Source organism: Actinomycetes bacterium, from assembly GCA_036510875.1.
Taxonomy (GTDB): Bacteria; Actinomycetota; Actinomycetes; order Prado026; family Prado026; genus DATCDE01.
Window position 1 is genome coordinate 1 of sequence record DATCDE010000223.1, and the last position, 17,840, is coordinate 17,840.

The following is a 17,840-nucleotide window of genomic DNA, read 5'->3' on the forward strand; positions in this document are numbered from 1 at the left end:
GGCCGGCCGGCTGTCCATCCGGCTGGACGAGCGCCCTCCGTTCGATCGCACCCGATAGCCCCTCCCCGTCCGCAACCCCTCCACCCGCAGAAGGGACCCTTCCTGCGGGGCTGGGCGGGCGGTGTTGGGTCAGTCGGCGTCCAGGACCGGGTACTCGCTGAGCCCGAGGACCCGCCAGCCGCGGTCGGGGAAGCCAGATGCGTCGGCGACCCGGGCCGAGGCCAGGTTGTCCGGGCCGTGCAGGTAGGTCGGGACGGCGCCGAGGTCGAGCACGTGGCGGGCGGCCTGCGCAACCAGCCGGCGGGCCAGTCCCCGGCCACGGCCGCGCGGCTCGGTGACCACGGCCAGCTCGTGCCCGGCCGGGTCGTGCCGCTTGATGCCGACCCCGGCCAGGTAGCGGCCATCGTCGTCGAGGGCCATCAGCACCTGCCCGCCGAACGGGCGCAGCCACTCCGGCACGCGTGGGTCGTCGACGTCGGCCCAGGCGCCTGCGTCAGAGAGGGGGGCCGGCACGGTCGTCCAGCGGAAGACCCCGTGGTAGACGACGTGACCCGGCCGGCCGAGCAGGTCGGGCAGCGTCCGGCGCACGTCGTCCAGGCTGGTGAGGCGGCCGTCGGCGAGCGCCGCGGCCGTCGGTTCGGCGAACTGCGGAGGGACGCCCACGACCGCCCGCCCCTGCGGGTCCTGCACGCCGGTGACCGGGTGCGGCCGGCCGTCCCAGCCGGGCGCGCCGTTACGCGGGTTGCCGACGATCGTGAGGGGGCCGGTCGGCGGCCACTGGCCGATCCAGTCGGCCAGGTGCTCCGCCAGCCGCTGCGGCACCTCACCCCCAACCCCGGCCCGAAGGGTCCCTTCTGTGTACATGGCCGCAGTGTCCCTCCCTTGACGCCCGGGCGACGACAGGCGTGCCGTCGTCCATGAAGGTGCGGTTTGTGCGACCAGGCGCACAGAAGGGACCCTTCAAGCAACTAGCCTGGCGCGGTGGCGGGTGAGCAGGGGACTCCGGAAACGCGGACGCGGCTGTACCGGCGCGGGACGCTGGTTGGGGAGGACTTCCCGGTCGAGCAGATCAGCGAGTACCTCGCCGAGCCGGACACGGTGGTGTGGGTCGACCTGTGCGCGCCGGGCGATGCCATCGTCACCCTGGTGGCCGACGAGCTCGACCTGCACGACCTGGCCGTGGCCGACGCGGTGTCCACCCTGCAGCGGCCCAAGCTGGACCGCTACGCCAACCACGACTTTCTCAACGTCTACGCGGTGCGGCTGGATCGGGTGACCGGGCGGCTGGCGCTGTCCGAGCTGTCGGCGTTCATCACCCCCCGCGCACTGGTCACCGTGCGCAAGGACCCGTCGTTCGACATGGAGGGCGTGGTCGAGCACTGGGACCAGTCCCCGGACTTGGCCGTCCATGGCGTCGGGTACCTGCTGCACGGTCTGCTGGACCACGTCGTCGACGGCCACTTCGAGGCCGTGCAGAGCCTGGACGAGGAGATCGAGAAGCTCGAGGACCTGCTGTTCGACGATGAGTCGCGCTCCACCGACGTGCAGCGGCGCAGTTTCGAGCTGCGCAAGAGCCTGGTCACCCTGCGCCGGGTGGTGCTGCCGATGCGCGAGGTGGTCAACTCGCTGATGCGGCGCGACCTCAAGGTGATCAGCGAGTCGATGGTCCCGTACTTCCAGGACGTCTACGACCACGTGCTGCGGGCGACCGAGTGGACGGAGTCGCTGCGGGACATGGTCACCACGATCCTGGAGACCAACCTGACCATCCAGGGGAACCGGCTCAACGTCATCACCAAGAAGGTCACCAGCTGGGCGGCGATCATCGCGGTGCCCACGGCGATCACCGGGTTCTACGGGCAGAACCTGCCCTACCCGGGGTTCGCTCACCAGAGCGGCTTCATCGTCTCCAGCCTGGTCATCGTGGGGATGTCCGTCGGCCTGTACGTCACCTTCCGGCGCAAGGACTGGCTGTAGGGACGGCGTCCGCTAGGAGACGGTGCCCTCGAACAGCGCCGAGAGGTCCAGCGACGGCACGTGGCGTTGGCTGGCCAGGGACACATAGGTCCGGGCCAGGGCGTCCTTGCCGGCGCCCAGCACGGTGCTGAGCAGGCCGATCGCCTCGGCCAGCTCCGCCTGAGGCACGACCTGGATGAGGTGTCGCCACATGGCCTCCTCCAGCGCGTTGTAGGCGGTCTGCACCTCACCGATGTCGAAGCCGGCCTCGAACCGCTCGGTGGCCACCTTCTCGGAGTAGCGCACGATGCTGGCCAGCTCGCGGTCGTGGATCCCGGCGACCACGAGCTCGAACAGGCTGGCCAGGCAGCGGCGCGTGGTCTCCTCGCCGAACGCCTCGTAGTGGACCGGGTGCGAGCGCTCGAGCGCCGCGTACGACTCCGACATGACCTGGTCCCGGGCATCCCCCAGGACGACGTCGACATCCATCAGTCCGACCTCCCGCATCAGGTGGCTGCCAGCATGCCACCTCGCGCACGGCGGGCCGGAATGCGGGGCAGGCAACAGTTGCTCTAACCTAAGCAACTTCCAACCTCACAACTGTCGTCGGAGACCCTCTGCCCATGACCGTGACCTCAGCCGAGCACGCCACCGATCGCGGTCGATACGACCAGACTCACCCGCACTACAAGTGGGTCGCGCTGTCCAACACGACGATGGCCATGCTGGCGGTCACGATCAACTCGTCCATCGTGATCATCAGCCTGCCGGCCATCTTCCGTGGGATCGGCCTGGACCCGCTCGGGGCCGGGAACGTGAGTTTCCTGCTGTGGACGCTCATGGGCTACCTGCTGGCCACGGCGGTGTTCGTCGTCACGTTCGGCCGGCTCGGGGACATGTACGGGCGGGTGCGGATCTACAACCTCGGGTTCGTGGTGCTCACGGTCGCCTCGATCGCACTGTCGGTCAACCCGTTCCACGCCGGTGCCGGCGGGCTGTGGCTGATCGGCTGGCGGGTGGTCCAGGGGATCGGTGGGGCCATGCTGTTCGCCAATGCCACCGCGATCATCACCGACGCGTTCCCGGCCACCCAGCGGGGCTTCGCCCTCGGAATCAACCAGATAGCGGCCATCGCCGGTTCATTCCTGGGGCTGGTCATCGGGGGGGTGCTGTCCGAGTGGGACTGGCGGGCGGTCTTCTGGGTCAGCGTGCCGGTCGGGCTGTTCGGCACGGTCTGGTCCTACCGGTCGCTGCACGACACCGGACGGCGCCGTCGCGGCCAGCTGGACTGGCCGGGCAACCTCACCTTCGCGGTCGGGCTGAGCGTGCTGCTGGCCGCGATCACCTACGGCATCCAGCCCTACGGCGGCCACACCATGGGCTGGACCAGCCCGTGGGTGCTGAGCGGGCTGATCGGGGGCGTGGCACTCATCGTGGCGTTCGGGATCATCGAGACCCACACCGCCGAGCCGATGTTCCACATGGGGCTGTTCCGGATCCGGGCCTTCGGGCTGGGCAACTTGGCCGGGCTGCTGGCCAGCATGGGCCGCGGCGGCCTGCAGTTCATGCTAATCATCTGGCTGCAGGGGGCCTGGCTGCCGCTGCACGGCTACGACTACTCCAGCACCCCGCTGTGGGCCGGCATCTACCTGCTCCCGCTGTCGGCGGGGTTCCTGCTCGCCGGGCCGGCGTCCGGGTGGCTGTCCGACCGCTACGGCGCGCGCCCGTTCGCCGTCCTCGGGCTGCTGGTGGTGGCCGTGTCGTTCCTCGGGCTGGCCCTGCTGCCGGTGGACTTCCCCTACTGGTCCTTCGCCCTGCTCATCGCCTTGAACGGGATCGGCTCCGGGCTGTTCTCCTCGCCCAACGCCAGCGCGATCATGAGCAGCGTGCCGGCGAGCAAGCGAGGTGCCGCGTCCGGCATGCGGGGCACGTTCTTCAACTCCGGCTCGGCGCTGTCGATCGGGATCTTCTTCTCGGTGATGATCGTCGGGCTGGCGTCGGCGCTGCCCGAGGCGCTGCGGACCGGGCTGACGGCCCAGGGCGTCCCGTCCACCGTGGCCGACCATGTCTCCGGGCTGTCGCCCGTGGGCAGCCTGTTCGCGGCCTTCCTCGGCTACAACCCGATGCGGACGCTGCTGCAGCCGTTCGGCGTCCTCGACACACTGCCGCACCAGGACGTCGCGACGCTGACCGGGACCCGGTTCTTCCCGCAGCTCGTCGGCGAGCCGCTGCACCACGGACTCGTCGTGGTCTTCGCCGTGGCGGCGCTGATGATGGTCATCGCCGCGATAGCGTCATGGTTGGCGGGGGGGCGTTTCGTGTACGAGGAAGCGCTCTCCACTGGTTCCTCGACAGCACTGGCAGGGAGTGCCTCATGAGCACCTCAAGTGGCCGACGGCTGCCGACCAGGAAGGTGGACCTGGAGACGGCGGCCCGGCTGGACACTGCCATCGGCCGCTGGGTGCGCTGGACGCGCCGCAACCAGCCGGCCCCGTTCGGGCCGGGGGTGCTCTCGGCGCTGGCCTCGATCATGGACGTCGGACCGATCCGGCTCGGTGACCTGGCGGTCCGAGAGGGCGTCACACCGGCCACGCTGTCGCGGATCGTGGCCACCTTGGAGAAGGAGAAGCTGATCAAGCGGCGGACCGACCCCGAGGACCGCCGGTCCGCGTTCGTCGAGATCACCGAGGCCGGGCGCTCGATGGTGGTCGAGCTGCGGAAGGCCCGCGGGCAGGCGCTGATGGACCGGCTGCCTGCGCTGACCGCCGAGCAGCGGGCCCTGCTGAAGACCGTGGTCGAGGCGGTCGAGCGGATGGACACCGAGGGGTAGTCCACCCCCTCGCCGCGCGGGCCCGCACTGGACGAAGGCAACGGACGGACTGGCCGCCATGGTGCTCTGGTGGGTGGCCAGAGCCAAGCGGGAGCCGTCGCGAGCGCGTCGCATCGGCGAGCTGGTCCGCCGGAGCGTCGGCGACGAGCCCCTGCTGCGCTGAGCAAGCGGCTCCGGAAGGACCTTCGGCTCATCACCCGCGCCCGGCCCAGGCGGCAGGGTGGACGGTGTGAAGCGGCTGCGCAGCCACTTCGAAATGCTGCTGTTCGCGCTCTCGCTGCTGATGCTGGCCGCGGGAGCGCTGGCGCACGCCGTCGGGGCGGCCCGGCTGGGCGACGCGTGCTGGGCGGCCGACACCGCGCTCGGGCTGGTCGTCTCGACGGGGTGGATGCTGGCCAGCCTGTGGCGCCACCAGCTCGGCGTCGACCTGATCGCCGTCTTGGCGCTGGCCGGTGCGCTGGCCGTGGGGGAGCCGTTCGCCGGTGCGGTGATCACCGTGATGCTGGCGAGTGGACGGCTGCTGGAGGCCAGGGCCGAGGCCAGAGCCCGCCGCGACCTCAGCCTGCTGGTGGAGCGGGCGCCGCGCACGGCGCGGCGGTTGCGGGACGGGACCATCACCGAGGTCCCCGTCGAGGACGTCGTCAGGGGGGACCAGGTCGTCGTCGGCCCCGGCGAGGTCGTCTCGGTGGACGGCCGGCTACAACAGCGGGGCGTGCTCGACGAGTCGATGCTCACCGGCGAGTCGCTCCCGGTGGAGCGCGAGCCGGGCGAGGAGGTCCGCAGCGGTGCGGTCAATGCCGGGCCGCCGGTCACCCTGGTGGCCACCGCGGTGGCCGCCGACTCGACCTACGCCCACATCGTGCGGCTGGTCGAGCAGGCCCAGGCCTCCTCGGCGCCGTTCGTGCGCACGGCCGACCGGTTCGCGGTCGCTTTCGTGCCGTTCACCCTGCTGCTCGCCGGGGCCGCCTGGCTGGCCACGGGGGACCCGGTCCGAGCGGTCGCCGTCCTCGTCGTCGCGACGCCGTGCCCGCTGCTGCTCGCGGCCCCGATCGCGATCATGTCCGGGCTGTCCCAGGCCGCCCGGGTCGGGGTAGTGGTCAAGGGCGGCGGCGCACTCGAGCGGCTGGCCGCCGGGCGGGTGTTGCTGTTCGACAAGACCGGGACGCTGACCCGCGGGCAGCCGGTCGTCGTCGAGGTGGTGGCGCCCGACGCGGCGACCCCGGCGGCTGAGCTGCTCCGGGTGGCGGCCTCGCTCGACCAGGTCTCACCGCACCTGCTGGCCGGGGCCATCGTCGCCGCGGCCGGCGCGCGGGAGCTGCCTCTCGTGCTGCCGGAGCAGGTGGTCGAGCGGGCCGGCTACGGCATCGAGGGCGTCGTCGACGGCCGCCGGGTGCGCCTGGGCAAGGTGAGCTGGGCGCTGCCGGGGGAGCTGCCCGGCTGGGCCCGCCAGGTTCGGCGCCGGGCCGCGCTGGACGGCTCGCTCACGGTGTTCGCCGCGCTCGATGGGCAGCCGGCGGGAGCGTTTCTGCTCGAGGACCCGATCCGAGGCGACGCCCCGCGGATGGTCCGGGCGCTGCGGCAGGCGGGGATCACCCGCACGGTGCTCGTCACCGGCGACCGCGCGGACGTGGCGGAGTCGGTCGGCCGGATGGTGGGCGTGGACGCCGTCCAGGCCGACCGGGACCCCGCGGACAAGCTCGCCGTCGTCATGGCCGAGCGCGAGCACGGGCCGACGATCATGGTGGGGGACGGCGTCAACGACGCCCCGGCGCTGGCCGCCGCCGACGTGGGCGTGGCGCTGGCGGCGCGGGGGGCGACGGCATCGTCCGAGGCCGCCGACGTCGTCCTCACCGTCGACCGCATCGACGGGCTGGCCGACGCGATCCTGATCGCGCGCCGCTGCCGCCGGATCGCGCTGGAGAGCGTGCTGCTGGGCATGGGGCTGTCCCTCGTGGCCATGGTCGTGGCGGCGCTGGGCCACCTACCGCCGGCCGCCGGGGCGCTGCTGCAGGAGGTCATCGACGTGCTGGCGATCCTCAGCGCGCTGCGCGCGGTGCTGCCGGGGCAGCGGCACACGGTACGGATGGCGGTGGCCGACGCGGAGCTGGCCGCCCGGCTGCAGGCTGAGCACCTGGCCACCCGGCCGATCGTGGAGCAGCTGCGGGACGTCGCCGACTCGCTCGACCGCAGGGACGGCGACCTCGCGCCGGTGCATGCTCTGATGGCCAGGCTGGACGCCGAGCTGCTGCCGCACGAGCACGCCGAGGAGGCCGAGCTGGTGCCGCTGATGGCCAGGGTGCTCGGCGGGCCGGACCCGGTGGGCTCGTTCAGCCGCACCCACGCGGAGATCGACCACCAGGTGGCGCGGCTGCGCCGGCTGCTGGACGAGCTCGGGGTCGCCCAGCCGGAGCCGGAGGACGTGCTGGAGCTGCGCCGGGTGCTGTACGGGCTCTACGGCGTCCTGCGGCTGCACAACGCGCAGGAGGAGGAGAGCGTCTTCAGCCTGCTCGCCGATGCCTGAGCGGACGGTGAGGAGGCGGTACGCGGATGGAGCCGGGTCAGGCCTGGACGGCCGGGCGCGGCAGGGCGTCCGGCACGGCCGCCGGGTCCACGTCGAACCGCTCGAGCATGGCGTCGCAGGCCCGCTCGAGCTCCACGAGCTGGGCGTCGGTCAGGGCGTCGACCACCAGATCGCGCACCCTGTCGACGTGCCCCGGCGCGGTCTCCACGAGCTTGGCGTAACCGGCGTCGGTGAGCACGGCGACGAAGCCGCGCCGGTCCTCCGGGCAGGGGTCGCGGCGCACCCAGCCACGCTCCTCCAACTTGGCCACGGCGTGGGAGATGCGTGACTGCGAGGCGCTGCTGCGGGCCGCCAGCTCGCTCATCCGCAGCTTGTGGTCAGGGGCCTCGGACAGCATGGCCAGCGTCCAGTACCCGAAGTGAGTGAGCTGGGCGTCCCGCTGCAACTGAGCATCCAGCGCCGACGGCAGCAGCGTCATGAGCGCGGCAAGCTTGCGCCAGGCCCGCTGCTGGTCGTCGGTGAGCCACCGGGGTTGCGTCATGGCGACCAGCGTAGCGTACTATTACTTGACGATTCAAGTATATGCACCTACGGTGGACCGCGACGAGGAGGCGAGCATGAGTCAGCCGATGCCGGCGCTGTATCTGGGGCACGGCGCGCCCCCGTTGCTGGACGACGCGCTGTGGACCGCCCAGCTTGCCTCTTGGGCCGGCGCCCTGCCGCGGCCCACCGGGATCCTCATCGTGTCGGCGCACTGGGAGTCGGCGCCGCTGACCCTGAGCGCACCGGCCGCCGGGACGCCGCTGGTCTACGACTTCGGCGGCTTCGACGCCAAGTACTACCGGATGACCTACCGGACCCCGGAGGCGACCGCGCTGGCCCGGCGGGTCGCCGCGATGATGCCGGACGACGAGCCGGTGCACGCGCACCCGAGCCGCGGCCTGGACCACGGGGCCTGGGTGCCGCTGAAGGTGATGTACCCCGGCGCTGACGTCCCGGTGCTGCAGGTGTCGATGCCGACGATGGACCCGGCCCGGCTGATGGAGCTGGGCCACCGGTTGCGCCCGCTGCGCGAGGAGGGGGTGCTCGTCATCGGGTCCGGCTTTCTCACCCACGGACTGCCGTTCCTGCGCGACTTCCGGGTGGACGCCGCCGCGCCGGGCTGGTCGGCGGACTTCGACGCATGGGCCGCGGACGCATTCGCTCGCGGTGACGTGGACGAGCTCGCGGCGTTCCGCACCCGGGCGCCGGGCATGCCGTACGCCCATCCGACGGTCGAGCACTTCGCCCCGCTCTTCGTCACCCTGGGCGCCGCCGCCGACCCGGGGGCCCCACCGGCTCAGGTGATCGACGGGTTCTTCCTGGGGCTGGCCAAGCGATCCGTCCAGGTCGCTTGACCTGAGCGAACCACCGGTTGAATAGGCTGCGGCCCATGGGGCCGAAGGCATGACGGAGACGACGTCGGGTGGCGTGGGGCTGCGCTCGGAGCGGGGGCCGGTACTCGCGGCGCTGATGCTCTCCATCGCGTTGGTGGCCCTGGACAGCACGATCATCGCCACCGCCATCCCGTCCATCGTGCGTGACCTGGGCGGCTTCTCCAGCTTCCCCTGGCTGTTCTCGATCTACCTGCTGACCCAGGCAGTCACCGTGCCGTTGTACGGCAAGTACGCCGACGTGATCGGCCGCAAACCGGTGCTGCTGTTCGGGATCGGCCTGTTCGTGCTGGGGTCGGTGCTGTCCGGGTTCGCCTGGAGCATGACGGCGCTCATCGTGTTCCGCGGCCTGCAGGGGCTCGGGGCTGGTGCGGTGCAGCCGATCAGCATGACCATCGTGGGCGACCTCTACACGGTCGCCGAGCGGGCCAAGGTGCAGGGCTACATCGCCAGCGTGTGGGGGGTCTCGTCGGTCCTCGGACCGACCCTCGGCGGGTTGTTCGCCCAGTACGGTTCCTGGCGCTGGATCTTCTTCGTCAACGTCCCGGTCGGTGCGCTCGCCGTGTGGATGCTGGTGCGTACCTTCCACGAGGACGTCGTCCACCGGGAGCACACGATCGACTTCCTGGGCGCCGCGATGCTGACCCTCGGGTGCTCGCTGCTCATCCTCGGCCTGCTCGAGGGTGGCGTCACCTGGGGCTGGGGGTCACCGCAGAGCCTGCTGGTGCTCGGTGGAGGACTCCTCGCGGTGCTGGCCTTCGTCCAGGTCGAGCGGCGGGCGGTCGAGCCGGTTCTGCCGCTGTGGGTGTTTCGGCACCGAACGCTGGTCAGTGGCAACCTGGCCGCGGTGATGGTCGGCGCCCTGCTCATCGGGCTCAGCTCGTACGTGCCGACGTACGTGCAGGGCGTCCTGGGCACCGGTGCGCTGGTGGCCGGGTTCGCGCTGGCCGCGCTGACGGTCGGCTGGCCGATCGCCGCGGCGTTCTCCGGGCGGATCTACCTGCGGATCGGGTTCCGGGACACCGCGCTCATCGGCGGGGTCGTCGTCGTCCTTGGCTCGGTGAGCGTCGCTTTGCTGACATCGTCCTCGGCAGTGTGGCAGGTCGGGGCCGCCTGCTTCGTCGTCGGGGTGGGGCTGGGGCTGTCCAACGCGCCCATCGTCGTGGCGGTGCAGTCGGTGGTCGGCTGGGAGAACCGCGGGGTGGTGACCGGGACCAACATGTTCAGCCGCTCCATGGGCAGCGCCGTCGGGGTGGCGGTGCTGGGGGCCATCGCCAACGCCACTCTCGCGAACCGGCTCGACCATGTGCCGGCGGCCCTGCGTGGCCGGCTGCCGGCCAGCCTGGACACGACCAGCCTGATGCTCGGTAGGCACACAGGGCAGCCGTCGGTGGTGGCCAACTTCCTTCGCTCGGCGCTGTTCGATGCCACCCAGCACGTCTTCCAGGCCCTGGTCGTGGTCGCCGTCCTGATGTTCATCGCGGTGCTGTTCATGCCCCGCCGCACCCACGAGATCACCCCGTAGGCGACCCACCCCACACGCACAGAACGGACCCTTCATGCAGGGGGGAGGCCGAAGAACGGGCGGCAGCGGTCGAAGCCGCTGATGGTCACGTCGGGCCGGTCTCTGCGCGCCAGCCACGACTCTCGGGTCAGCCGCAAGTGGACCATGACGTCGACGTCGTCTCCACGGCGGTGCAGCGCCTCGCCGTTGGGCTGGTAACCCCAGGGCGCGGGAGACGCCGAGCGAGGCGTGGTTGTCGTGCCACGCCTCGGTGATCGCCGCTCGGGCTCCGAGCGGCCCGAACGCCAGCGCCAGCACGGCCGAGCGCATCTGCCGCCCGAGGCCCTGCCCGCGAGCCCAAGTCACCAGGAACGATGACGTGTCCACGGTGCGCAGCGCGAGGAAGTCGTTGCCCTCCAGCTCCTGCGCGCCGATCAGCTCGCCGTCGCGGAGCACGGCGAAGTTCAGCCGCCACGCCTCGGTCCGCCAGGTCCCGTAACCGCGCCAGTACGCCTGGTGGACGACGACGCCGTGGGTGGCGCGCTCGTCCAGCCCCGGGTAGGTGGTGGCCGCGGGGTCCAGTTCGACGTCATCCGGCAGCAGCCGGGCCACGGTCGCCTGGTCGGCCTCGGTCATCGGGCGCAGGAGCAGGTCGCGCGTCGTCAGGGTCAAGTCGAACAGCGGCCAGGAGGGGTGGCTCATGGGCTGACGCTACGCACCGGCCGGGGTAGACCTCCACCTTTCGTTTCCGTTTCGGGCTGCTCCGCACCGAGTTCCTGTTCTTCGACCGGCAGGACGCGCCGACCGTGGAGGAGCAGGTCGAGGGTGCTCGCCGAGGTCGACTTCGCCTGCTGCCTGCGCTAGCGCGGGCCGCTGTCCGGCTCTGGTCCCGGAGACCCTGCTGGCCGCCCTCGACCCCCCCCGTCATGCAGGAAGGTCAGGGGAGGCGGGTGGCCTGCAGGGTGTAGCTGAGCGGCAGCCGCCACGGGCGGTCCAGCAGCCGGTACTCGCCGTCGTCGCCGCGCTGCATCCGGCCGGGCAGCGCGTCCCAGGGCACGCTGTCGTGCTCGACCAGCATGGTCAGCTGCAGGCCGGCCTCCAGCAGCGCGGTGACGGTCTCACCGAGCCCGTGGTTCCACTCGTGGGTCTCGTTGTGCTCGAAGGTCGTGTCGGTCTCGACGTAGGTGCCCGGCTCGTCGAGGACCAGCGGCTCGGGCCGCTCGAAGTAGGGGTAGTCGACGACGAGCAGGCCGTCCGGGCGGGCGTCGTCCAGGGCCCAGAGCATCGGGTGGCCCTCACGCAGGAACAGCCGTCCGCCGGGCCGCAGCAGCCCGGCCACGACGTCAGCCCACCGCCGCACGTCGGGCAGCCAGCACAGTGCGCCGATCCCGGTGAACACCAGGTCGAAGGCCGCCGGCTCCAGCGCCTCGGTCGCCGCGTACACGTCGGACTCCACGAAGTCGACGTCCGCACCGCAGTCCTGGGCGAGTCGGCGAGCCTGGGCCAGCGAGGCTGCGGAGAAGTCGAGCCCGGTCATCCGCGCGCCCAGCCGGGACAGTGACACGGTGTCGGTGCCGATGTGGCACTGCAGATGCACCCCGCGCAGGCCGCTGAGGTCCCCGAGACGCGGCACGTCGAAGCGCACCACGTCGCTGAGGAACATCGGGTCCTCGACGAAGCGCGCAAAGGCGTAGTCGGGGGACGCCGCGTGGGCGGGCGCGCGCTCGTCCCAGCTCGCCCGGTTGACCGCTCGGTAGTCGCTCACGGAGCCCACCGTGGCACGCCCGACCGGTCCGGGTCATACTCCCCGGGTGATCATCAGAGCAGCGACCGACGAGGACTGGCCGCGGATCTGGCCGTTCTTCGCGGCGATCGTGGCGGCCGGCGAGACCTACGCCTACCCCGAGGGCCTGTCACCCGACGCCGGCCGGGCGCTATGGATGCAGCCGGCACCGGGACGCACGGTCGTTGCGGTGGACGGCGACACGGTGCTCGGCTCGGCCAAGATGGGCCCGAACCGGCCCGGCCGCGGCGCCCACGTGGCCACCGCGAGCTTCATGGTCGACCCCGTGCTCCAGGGCAGGGGGGTCGGCCGCGCGCTGGCCGAGTACGCGCTCGGCTGGGCCCGGGAGGCGGGCTACCACAGCATGCAGTTCAACGCGGTGGTCGAGTCCAACACCGCCGCAGTGCGGCTGTGGCAGCAGCTCGGCTTCGAGGTCCTGGGCACCGTCCCCGAGGCCTTCGACCACCCGCGGCACGGCCTGGTCGGCCTGCACGTGATGTTCCGGCGCCTGCGCTGAGCGGAGCCGCGACGGCTGCCGGGTGACCGGCGTCTCGTTGCCGCTGGGACCATTGGCCCTCCCTGCGCCCGGCAGCCCCACCGAGGATGGAGCGCAGGAGGCCGAGGCGGACATGCCCACAGCGAGCGCACGAGCCGGAGACGAGGTCGTTCTCGACCTGAGCGGCTTGCAGGCCCTGATCGACGTCCTGCTTGCCGACGGCCGAACCGTGGTCGGCCCCAGCGTCCGCGACGGCGCCATCACCTACACCGCGATCGAGACCATCGAGGCGCTGCCGCGCGGGGTCGGCGACGAGCAGGACGCCGGCCACTACCGGCTGCGCGAGCGCGGCGACGGCGCCCTGTTCGGCTACGCCAGCGGCGCCCAGTCATTCAAGCCCTGGCTGTTCCCGGCCCGGCAGCTGCTGTGGGGCGGGCAGCGCACGGCGGACGGCTTCACCATCGAACCCGCTGACACGACGCCCCCGCGGTTGGCCCTGCTCGGGGTCCGCGGTTGCGACCTGCGGGCGATCGCCGTCCACGACCGGGTGCTCGGCTCGGCCGACCGGCCGGCCGCCGACGCGCACTACCTAGCGGCCCGCACCGACCTGCTGGTCGTCGCGGTGGCCTGCGCCGAGCCGTCCGGCACCTGCTTCTGTGCGTCGATGGGCACCGGTCCGCACCCCGGCGAGGGCGCCGACCTCGTGCTCACCGAGCTGGACGTCGACACCGACCACCGCTTCCTCGTCGAGGTGGTCAGCGAGCGCGGTGCCGCCGTCCTGTCCGCCGGTGTCCCGGTGCGGGTGGCCACCGACGACGACCGCAGCGCGGCCGCAGCCGTTGTGGCCGACGCCACCGACCGGATGGGCCGCCAGCTGGACACCGACGGCCTGCGCGATCTGCTGTACGAGCAGGCCGAGTCCCGGCAATGGGACGAGGTCGCGAGCCGTTGCCTGTCCTGCACCAACTGCACGCTGGTCTGCCCGACCTGCTTCTGCACGAGCGTGCGCGACGTCGCAGACCTGTCCGGCGACAAGGCCGAGCGGTGGCGGGTCTGGGACTCCTGCTTCACCGGGGGCTTCTCTTACATCCACGGTGGCAGCGTGCGCGAGACGCCGAGCGCCCGGTACCGGCAGTGGATGACCCACAAGCTGGGCGCCTGGCAGGACCAGTTCGGCTCGTCCGGGTGCGTGGGCTGCGGCCGCTGCATCACCTGGTGCCCGGCAGCCATCGACATCACGGCGGAGGCCGCGGTCCTGCGGTCAGCCGCGCAGCCACGGGAGGTCTGACCATGCGCACCATCGAGCAGCTGCTGCCCAACCACCCGTTCTTCACCGGGCTGGAGGAACCGGAGCTGCGGCTGGTCGCCGGGTGCGCGACCAACGTGCACTTCCACCCCGGCGAGTTCCTGTTCAAGCAGGGCGGGTCCGCCGAGCGGTTCTTCATCGTGCGGCACGGATCGGTCGCCATCGAGGTGCACAGCGCCGAGCGCGGCACCGTCGTCATCGACACTGTGGCGGACGGCGAGGTCATCGGCTTCTCCTGGCTGGTGCCCCCGTACCGCTACGTGTTCGACGGTCGCGCGGTGGTGGAGACGAGCGCGGTCGCGTTCGACGGCACCTGCCTGCGCGGCAAGTGCGAGGACGACCCCCGGCTCGGCTACGCGCTCATGCAGCGGGTGTCCTCGGTGATGTACGAGCGCATGCAGGCCGCCCGGGTCCGGATGCTCGACATGTACGGGTCCCCCCGTGACCGTGCCCACTGACACCGCCGTCCAGCCGCCGGCCGGTCCGGCGCCGGACGCGATGGTGCCGCGGCCGTTCCGGGTGGTCGGCAACCGCCAGGACACCCGCGACACGGTCACCTTGACCCTCGAGCCGGTCGGTGGACGGCGGCTGGGACACCAGCCCGGCCAGTTCACCATGCTCGCCGCGTTCGGGGTCGGCGAGGTGCCCATCTCGATCAGCGGCCCGGTGAGCGGGCCGCTGGAGCACACCGTGCGCGACGTCGGCGGGGTCACCCACACCTTGGTCCAGGCCCGCGAGGGCAGCATGCTCGGCGTCCGGGGCCCGTTCGGCACCGGCTGGCGGGCCGGCGACGGCAAGGGTGGCGACGTCGTGTTCGTGGCCGGCGGGATCGGGCTGGCCCCGCTGCGGCCGGCGGTGCTGGAGGTGCTCGCCGACCGCGACGCCTACGGTCGGGTGGTGCTGCTCTACGGCACCCGTACCCCGGACGAGGTGCTGTACGGGCGCGAGCTCGAGCAGTGGCAGCAGCGCGGGGTCGACGTCGAGGTGATCGTCGACTACGGGCCGCCGTCCTGGCACGGCCGGGTCGGCCTGGTCACCAAGCTGGTGCCCCGCGCCGGCTTCGACCCTAAGCGCACGCTGGCGCTGGTCTGCGGGCCCGAGGTCATGATGCGGTTCGTCGCCCTGGCGCTCACCGACCGCGGGGTCGCAGCCGATCGGATTCGGCTGTCCATGGAGCGCAGCATGGTCTGCGGCATCGGGCTGTGCGGGCACTGCCAGCTGCGTGAGCTGTTCGTCTGCGCCGACGGGCCGGTGTTCGGCTACGACCGGCTGGCCCCGCTGCTCGACCTGCGGGAGGTGTGACGTGACGACCACCGCCGACACCGGCTACTCCGGCTACGCCGGCCCCACCGACCACCGACCCACCCTGGCGGTCTGGAAGTTCGCCTCCTGCGACGGCTGCCAGCTGTCGGTGCTGGACTGCGAGGACGAGCTGCTCGCCATCGCCGACGCCGTGCACATCGCCTACTTCCCCGAGGCCACCCGGGCGGTGGTCGCCGGGCCGTACGACCTGTCGCTCGTCGAGGGCTCGATCACCACGGCCGGGGACGCCGAGCGGATCCAGGAGATCCGCAAGGTCTCCAGGACGCTCATCACCATCGGGGCCTGCGCCACCAGCGGCGGCATCCAGGCGCTGCGCAACTTCGCCGACGTCGAGCAGTACCGCTCGATCGTCTACGCGCACCCGTCCTACATCTCCACCTTGGAGCGGTCCACCCCGATCGCTGACCACGTCCCGGTGGACGCCGAGCTGCGCGGCTGCCCGGTCGACAAGGGCCAGCTGCTCGAGCTGCTGGCCGCCTTCCTGCAGGACCGGCCGGCCCGGCTGGTCACCGACAGCGTGTGCACCGAGTGCAAGCGCCGCGGCACCGTCTGCGTGGCGGTGGCCCACGGCACGCCCTGCCTCGGCCCGGTCACCCACGGCGGGTGCGGAGCGCTGTGCCCGGCCTACAACCGGGGCTGCTTCGGCTGCTTCGGCCCGGTGCGCTCGGCCAACACGGCCTCGCTCGCCGACCGGCTGGTCGACCTGGGCATGCCCCAGCGGGACGTCGTCCGGTTCTTCCGCACCTTCAACGCCGGGGCCGAGGCCTTCAAGGACGAGAGCACCCGGCACGAGCAGCGGGAGGTCGAGTCATGACGCACCGGCTGACCGGCGACGGGCGGGTGCTGTCCGTCGACACGCTGGCCCGGGTCGAGGGCGAGGGCGCCATGCACGTGCAGGTGCACGGCGGTACGGTGACCGACGTCCAGCTGCAGATCTTCGAGCCGCCGCGGTTCTTCGAGGCGTTCCTGCGTGGCCGGGCGTACACCGAGCCCCCGGACATCACCGCGCGCATCTGCGGGATCTGCCCGGTGGCGTACCAGATGTCCGCCTGCAACGCGATCGAGCAGGCCTGCGGGGTCGTCGTCCCCGAGGAGATCCGCCAGCTGCGCCGGCTGCTGTACTGCGGCGAGTGGATCGAGAGCCACGCCCTGCACGTGTACCTGCTGCACGCCCCCGACTTCCTGGGCTACCCGGGTGCCGTGGAGATGGCGCGCGACTACCGCGAGCTGGTCGAGCAGGGGCTGCGGCTGAAGAAGGCCGGCAACCAGCTGCTCGAGCTGATCGGCGGCCGGGCGATCCACCCAGTGAACGTGCGGATCGGGGGCTTCTACCGGCTGCCCACGCCGGCCGAGCTGCGCGACTTCCGCCCCGTCCTCGAGCAGGCGCTGGCCGACTCGATCGCGACCGTCCAGGCGGTGGCCGGGTTCGAGACGCCGGACTTCGAGCAGCCGTACACCTACCTGTCGCTGCGCCGCGAGGACGGCTACCCACTGGAGTCCGGCTCGCTCATCACGAGCACCGGGCTCGCGTTCCCGGTCGAGCGCTTCGACGAGCACGTGGCCGAGCAGCACGTGGAGCACTCGAACGCGCTGCACGCCTGGCTGCGCGGCTCCGGCCCGTACGTCGTCGGCCCGCTGGCCCGGTACTCGCTCAACCACGACGTGCTCACCGACGTGGCCAAGGAGGCCGCAGCGGCGGCCGGGCTCGGCGACACCTGCCGCAACCCGTTCCGGTCCATCGTGGTGCGCGCCGTGGAGCTGGTGGAGGCCTGCCAGGTCGCGCTGCGGGTCGTGGACAGCTGGCGGGGCGCGCCGGTCCCGGCGGTGCCGGTCGAGCCGCGGGCAGGGGTCGGATACGGCGGCACCGAGGCGCCGCGCGGGCTGCTCATCCACCGCTACCGGCTGGCTGAGGACGGCACCATCGAGGACGCCGTCATCATCCCGCCGACGTCGCAGAACCAGCCGAGCATCGAGGCGGACCTGCGCGGCTTCGTGCAGGACCGGCTCGACCTGCCCGACGACGAGCTGACCCGCCAGTGCGAGCAGGCCATCCGCAACTACGACCCGTGCATCTCGTGTGCGACCCACTTCCTCGACCTGCACGTGGACCGGACATGACCCTCGTCATCGGCGTCGGCAACCCGGACCGTGGTGACGACGGCGTCGGGCCGGTGGTGGCGGCCCGGGTGGCCGCGCTCGGCCTGCCCGGCGTCCGCGTGCTCCCCCTGGTCGACCCGGGCCGGCTGATCGACGCGTGGGACGGCGAGTCGGACGTGGTCGTCGTCGACGCCGTCCGGGTGGAACCCGGCGACGGCCCCCGGGTGGTCACGCTGCGGGTCGACCAGGGCCCACTGCCGGGCTGGGCGACCTGCGGCGGCACCCACGCGTTCAGCGTGGCGTCGGCGGTCGAGCTGTCCCGGGCGCTGCGTCGGCTGCCCCAGAACCTGGTGGTCGTTGGGGTGGCCGGCTGCGACTTCGGCACCGGGCACGGGCTGTCGGCGGACGTGCGCGGCCGGGTCGACTCGGCCGTGGAGTCCGTGCGGGCCGCCGTCCACGGCTTCGGCGCCGACGGTCGCGATGCCCACGGCGCGGCCGGGGACGAGGTGCGCTGATGTGCCTGGGCCGGCCCTGCCGCGTCGTCGAGGTGCCCGGCGACGGGACGGTCGTCGTCGACGACGCCGGCCGGTC

At 72.2% G+C, this 17,840-nt stretch carries 17 protein-coding genes; 13 read left to right on the forward strand and 4 right to left on the reverse strand.

Annotated features, from left to right (window positions below; all coding sequences use genetic code 11):
* Nucleotides 1-129 precede the first annotated feature (129 nt).
* Nucleotides 130-864 carry a GNAT family N-acetyltransferase gene (locus VIM19_12920; GenBank protein ID HEY5185778.1) on the reverse strand — a complete coding sequence of 245 codons (735 nt, stop codon included), beginning with the start codon at nt 862-864 and terminating at the stop codon, nt 130-132.
* Nucleotides 865-981: 117 nt separating this feature from the next.
* Between VIM19_12920 and VIM19_12925 the strand changes: the two genes are divergently transcribed.
* Nucleotides 982-1,977 carry a magnesium transporter CorA family protein gene (locus tag VIM19_12925; protein ID HEY5185779.1) on the forward strand — a complete coding sequence of 332 codons (996 nt, stop codon included), beginning with the start codon at nt 982-984 and terminating at the stop codon, nt 1,975-1,977.
* Between the two features lie 12 nt (nt 1,978-1,989).
* On the opposite strand, the gene VIM19_12930 is transcribed toward VIM19_12925, so the two are convergent.
* A complete protein-coding gene (locus tag VIM19_12930) occupies nt 1,990-2,445 on the reverse strand; it encodes a hypothetical protein (protein ID HEY5185780.1) in 456 nt (151 codons plus the stop codon).
* 134 nt (nt 2,446-2,579) lie between these two features.
* On the opposite strand from VIM19_12930, the gene VIM19_12935 reads away from it, so the two are divergent.
* The 3 genes from VIM19_12935 to VIM19_12945 all read left to right on the forward strand — a co-directional run bounded on the left by VIM19_12935 (nt 2,580) and on the right by VIM19_12945 (nt 7,307).
* A complete protein-coding gene (locus tag VIM19_12935; GenBank protein HEY5185781.1) occupies nt 2,580-4,334 on the forward strand; it encodes an MFS transporter in 1,755 nt (584 codons plus the stop codon).
* A complete protein-coding gene (locus tag VIM19_12940; GenBank protein HEY5185782.1) occupies nt 4,331-4,786 on the forward strand; it encodes a MarR family transcriptional regulator in 456 nt (151 codons plus the stop codon). The genes VIM19_12935 and VIM19_12940 overlap by 4 nt, the downstream gene beginning before the upstream one ends.
* A 220-nt stretch (nt 4,787-5,006) precedes the next feature.
* Nucleotides 5,007-7,307, forward strand: a complete 2,301-nt coding sequence (locus VIM19_12945) for a heavy metal translocating P-type ATPase (protein HEY5185783.1) — start codon at nt 5,007-5,009, stop codon at nt 7,305-7,307.
* 37 nt (nt 7,308-7,344) lie between these two features.
* On the opposite strand, the gene VIM19_12950 is transcribed toward VIM19_12945, so the two are convergent.
* Complete coding sequence (locus VIM19_12950) at nt 7,345-7,848, reverse strand: MarR family transcriptional regulator (GenBank protein HEY5185784.1); 504 nt, start codon at nt 7,846-7,848, stop codon at nt 7,345-7,347.
* A 76-nt stretch (nt 7,849-7,924) separates the two neighbouring features.
* Between VIM19_12950 and VIM19_12955 the strand changes: the two genes are divergently transcribed.
* Both VIM19_12955 and VIM19_12960 read left to right on the forward strand, forming a co-directional pair.
* On the forward strand, nt 7,925-8,704 hold the full coding sequence (locus VIM19_12955; GenBank protein ID HEY5185785.1) for a class III extradiol ring-cleavage dioxygenase: 780 nt from the start codon (nt 7,925-7,927) through the stop codon (nt 8,702-8,704).
* 49 nt (nt 8,705-8,753) lie between these two features.
* Nucleotides 8,754-10,265, forward strand: coding sequence for an MDR family MFS transporter (locus VIM19_12960; protein ID HEY5185786.1), 1,512 nt, complete (start codon nt 8,754-8,756; stop codon nt 10,263-10,265).
* A gap of 916 nt (nt 10,266-11,181) precedes the next feature.
* On the opposite strand, the gene VIM19_12965 is transcribed toward VIM19_12960, so the two are convergent.
* On the reverse strand, nt 11,182-12,009 hold the full coding sequence (locus VIM19_12965) for a class I SAM-dependent methyltransferase (protein ID HEY5185787.1): 828 nt from the start codon (nt 12,007-12,009) through the stop codon (nt 11,182-11,184).
* A 46-nt stretch (nt 12,010-12,055) separates the two neighbouring features.
* On the opposite strand from VIM19_12965, the gene VIM19_12970 reads away from it, so the two are divergent.
* The 7 genes from VIM19_12970 (at nt 12,056) to VIM19_13000 (ending at nt 17,764) form a co-directional block, all read left to right on the forward strand.
* Nucleotides 12,056-12,544 carry a GNAT family N-acetyltransferase gene (locus tag VIM19_12970; GenBank protein ID HEY5185788.1) on the forward strand — a complete coding sequence of 163 codons (489 nt, stop codon included), beginning with the start codon at nt 12,056-12,058 and terminating at the stop codon, nt 12,542-12,544.
* Between the two features lie 112 nt (nt 12,545-12,656).
* On the forward strand, nt 12,657-13,811 hold the full coding sequence (locus tag VIM19_12975) for a 4Fe-4S dicluster domain-containing protein (protein HEY5185789.1): 1,155 nt from the start codon (nt 12,657-12,659) through the stop codon (nt 13,809-13,811).
* A gap of 2 nt (nt 13,812-13,813) precedes the next feature.
* Complete coding sequence (locus VIM19_12980) at nt 13,814-14,287, forward strand: cyclic nucleotide-binding domain-containing protein (GenBank protein HEY5185790.1); 474 nt, start codon at nt 13,814-13,816, stop codon at nt 14,285-14,287.
* A complete protein-coding gene (locus VIM19_12985) occupies nt 14,271-15,131 on the forward strand; it encodes an FAD/NAD(P)-binding protein (protein HEY5185791.1) in 861 nt (286 codons plus the stop codon). The genes VIM19_12980 and VIM19_12985 overlap by 17 nt, the downstream gene beginning before the upstream one ends.
* A 1-nt stretch (nt 15,132) precedes the next feature.
* Nucleotides 15,133-15,966, forward strand: a complete 834-nt coding sequence (locus VIM19_12990) for an oxidoreductase (protein HEY5185792.1) — start codon at nt 15,133-15,135, stop codon at nt 15,964-15,966.
* On the forward strand, nt 15,963-17,270 hold the full coding sequence (locus VIM19_12995; protein HEY5185793.1) for a Ni/Fe hydrogenase subunit alpha: 1,308 nt from the start codon (nt 15,963-15,965) through the stop codon (nt 17,268-17,270). The genes VIM19_12990 and VIM19_12995 overlap by 4 nt, the downstream gene beginning before the upstream one ends.
* Nucleotides 17,267-17,764 carry a hydrogenase maturation protease gene (locus VIM19_13000; protein HEY5185794.1) on the forward strand — a complete coding sequence of 166 codons (498 nt, stop codon included), beginning with the start codon at nt 17,267-17,269 and terminating at the stop codon, nt 17,762-17,764. Before VIM19_12995 ends, VIM19_13000 begins: the two co-directional genes overlap by 4 nt.
* Nucleotides 17,765-17,840: the final 76 nt, after the last annotated feature.

Excerpts from the sequence above, each read along its gene's own strand:
- VIM19_12920 (HEY5185778.1), bottom strand. The coding sequence starts at position 864 with ATGTACACAGAAGGGACCCTTCGGGCCGGGGTTGGGGGTGAGGTGCCG.
- VIM19_12930 (HEY5185780.1), bottom strand. The coding sequence starts at position 2,445 with ATGGATGTCGACGTCGTCCTGGGGGATGCCCGGGACCAGGTCATGTCG.
- VIM19_12935 (HEY5185781.1), top strand. The coding sequence starts at position 2,580 with ATGACCGTGACCTCAGCCGAGCACGCCACCGATCGCGGTCGATACGAC.
- VIM19_12940 (HEY5185782.1), top strand. The coding sequence starts at position 4,331 with ATGAGCACCTCAAGTGGCCGACGGCTGCCGACCAGGAAGGTGGACCTG.
- VIM19_12950 (HEY5185784.1), bottom strand. The coding sequence starts at position 7,848 with ATGACGCAACCCCGGTGGCTCACCGACGACCAGCAGCGGGCCTGGCGC.
- VIM19_12955 (HEY5185785.1), top strand. The coding sequence starts at position 7,925 with ATGAGTCAGCCGATGCCGGCGCTGTATCTGGGGCACGGCGCGCCCCCG.
- VIM19_12960 (HEY5185786.1), top strand. The coding sequence starts at position 8,754 with ATGACGGAGACGACGTCGGGTGGCGTGGGGCTGCGCTCGGAGCGGGGG.
- VIM19_12975 (HEY5185789.1), top strand. The coding sequence starts at position 12,657 with ATGCCCACAGCGAGCGCACGAGCCGGAGACGAGGTCGTTCTCGACCTG.
- VIM19_12980 (HEY5185790.1), top strand. The coding sequence starts at position 13,814 with ATGCGCACCATCGAGCAGCTGCTGCCCAACCACCCGTTCTTCACCGGG.
- VIM19_12995 (HEY5185793.1), top strand. The coding sequence starts at position 15,963 with ATGACGCACCGGCTGACCGGCGACGGGCGGGTGCTGTCCGTCGACACG.
- VIM19_13000 (HEY5185794.1), top strand. The coding sequence starts at position 17,267 with ATGACCCTCGTCATCGGCGTCGGCAACCCGGACCGTGGTGACGACGGC.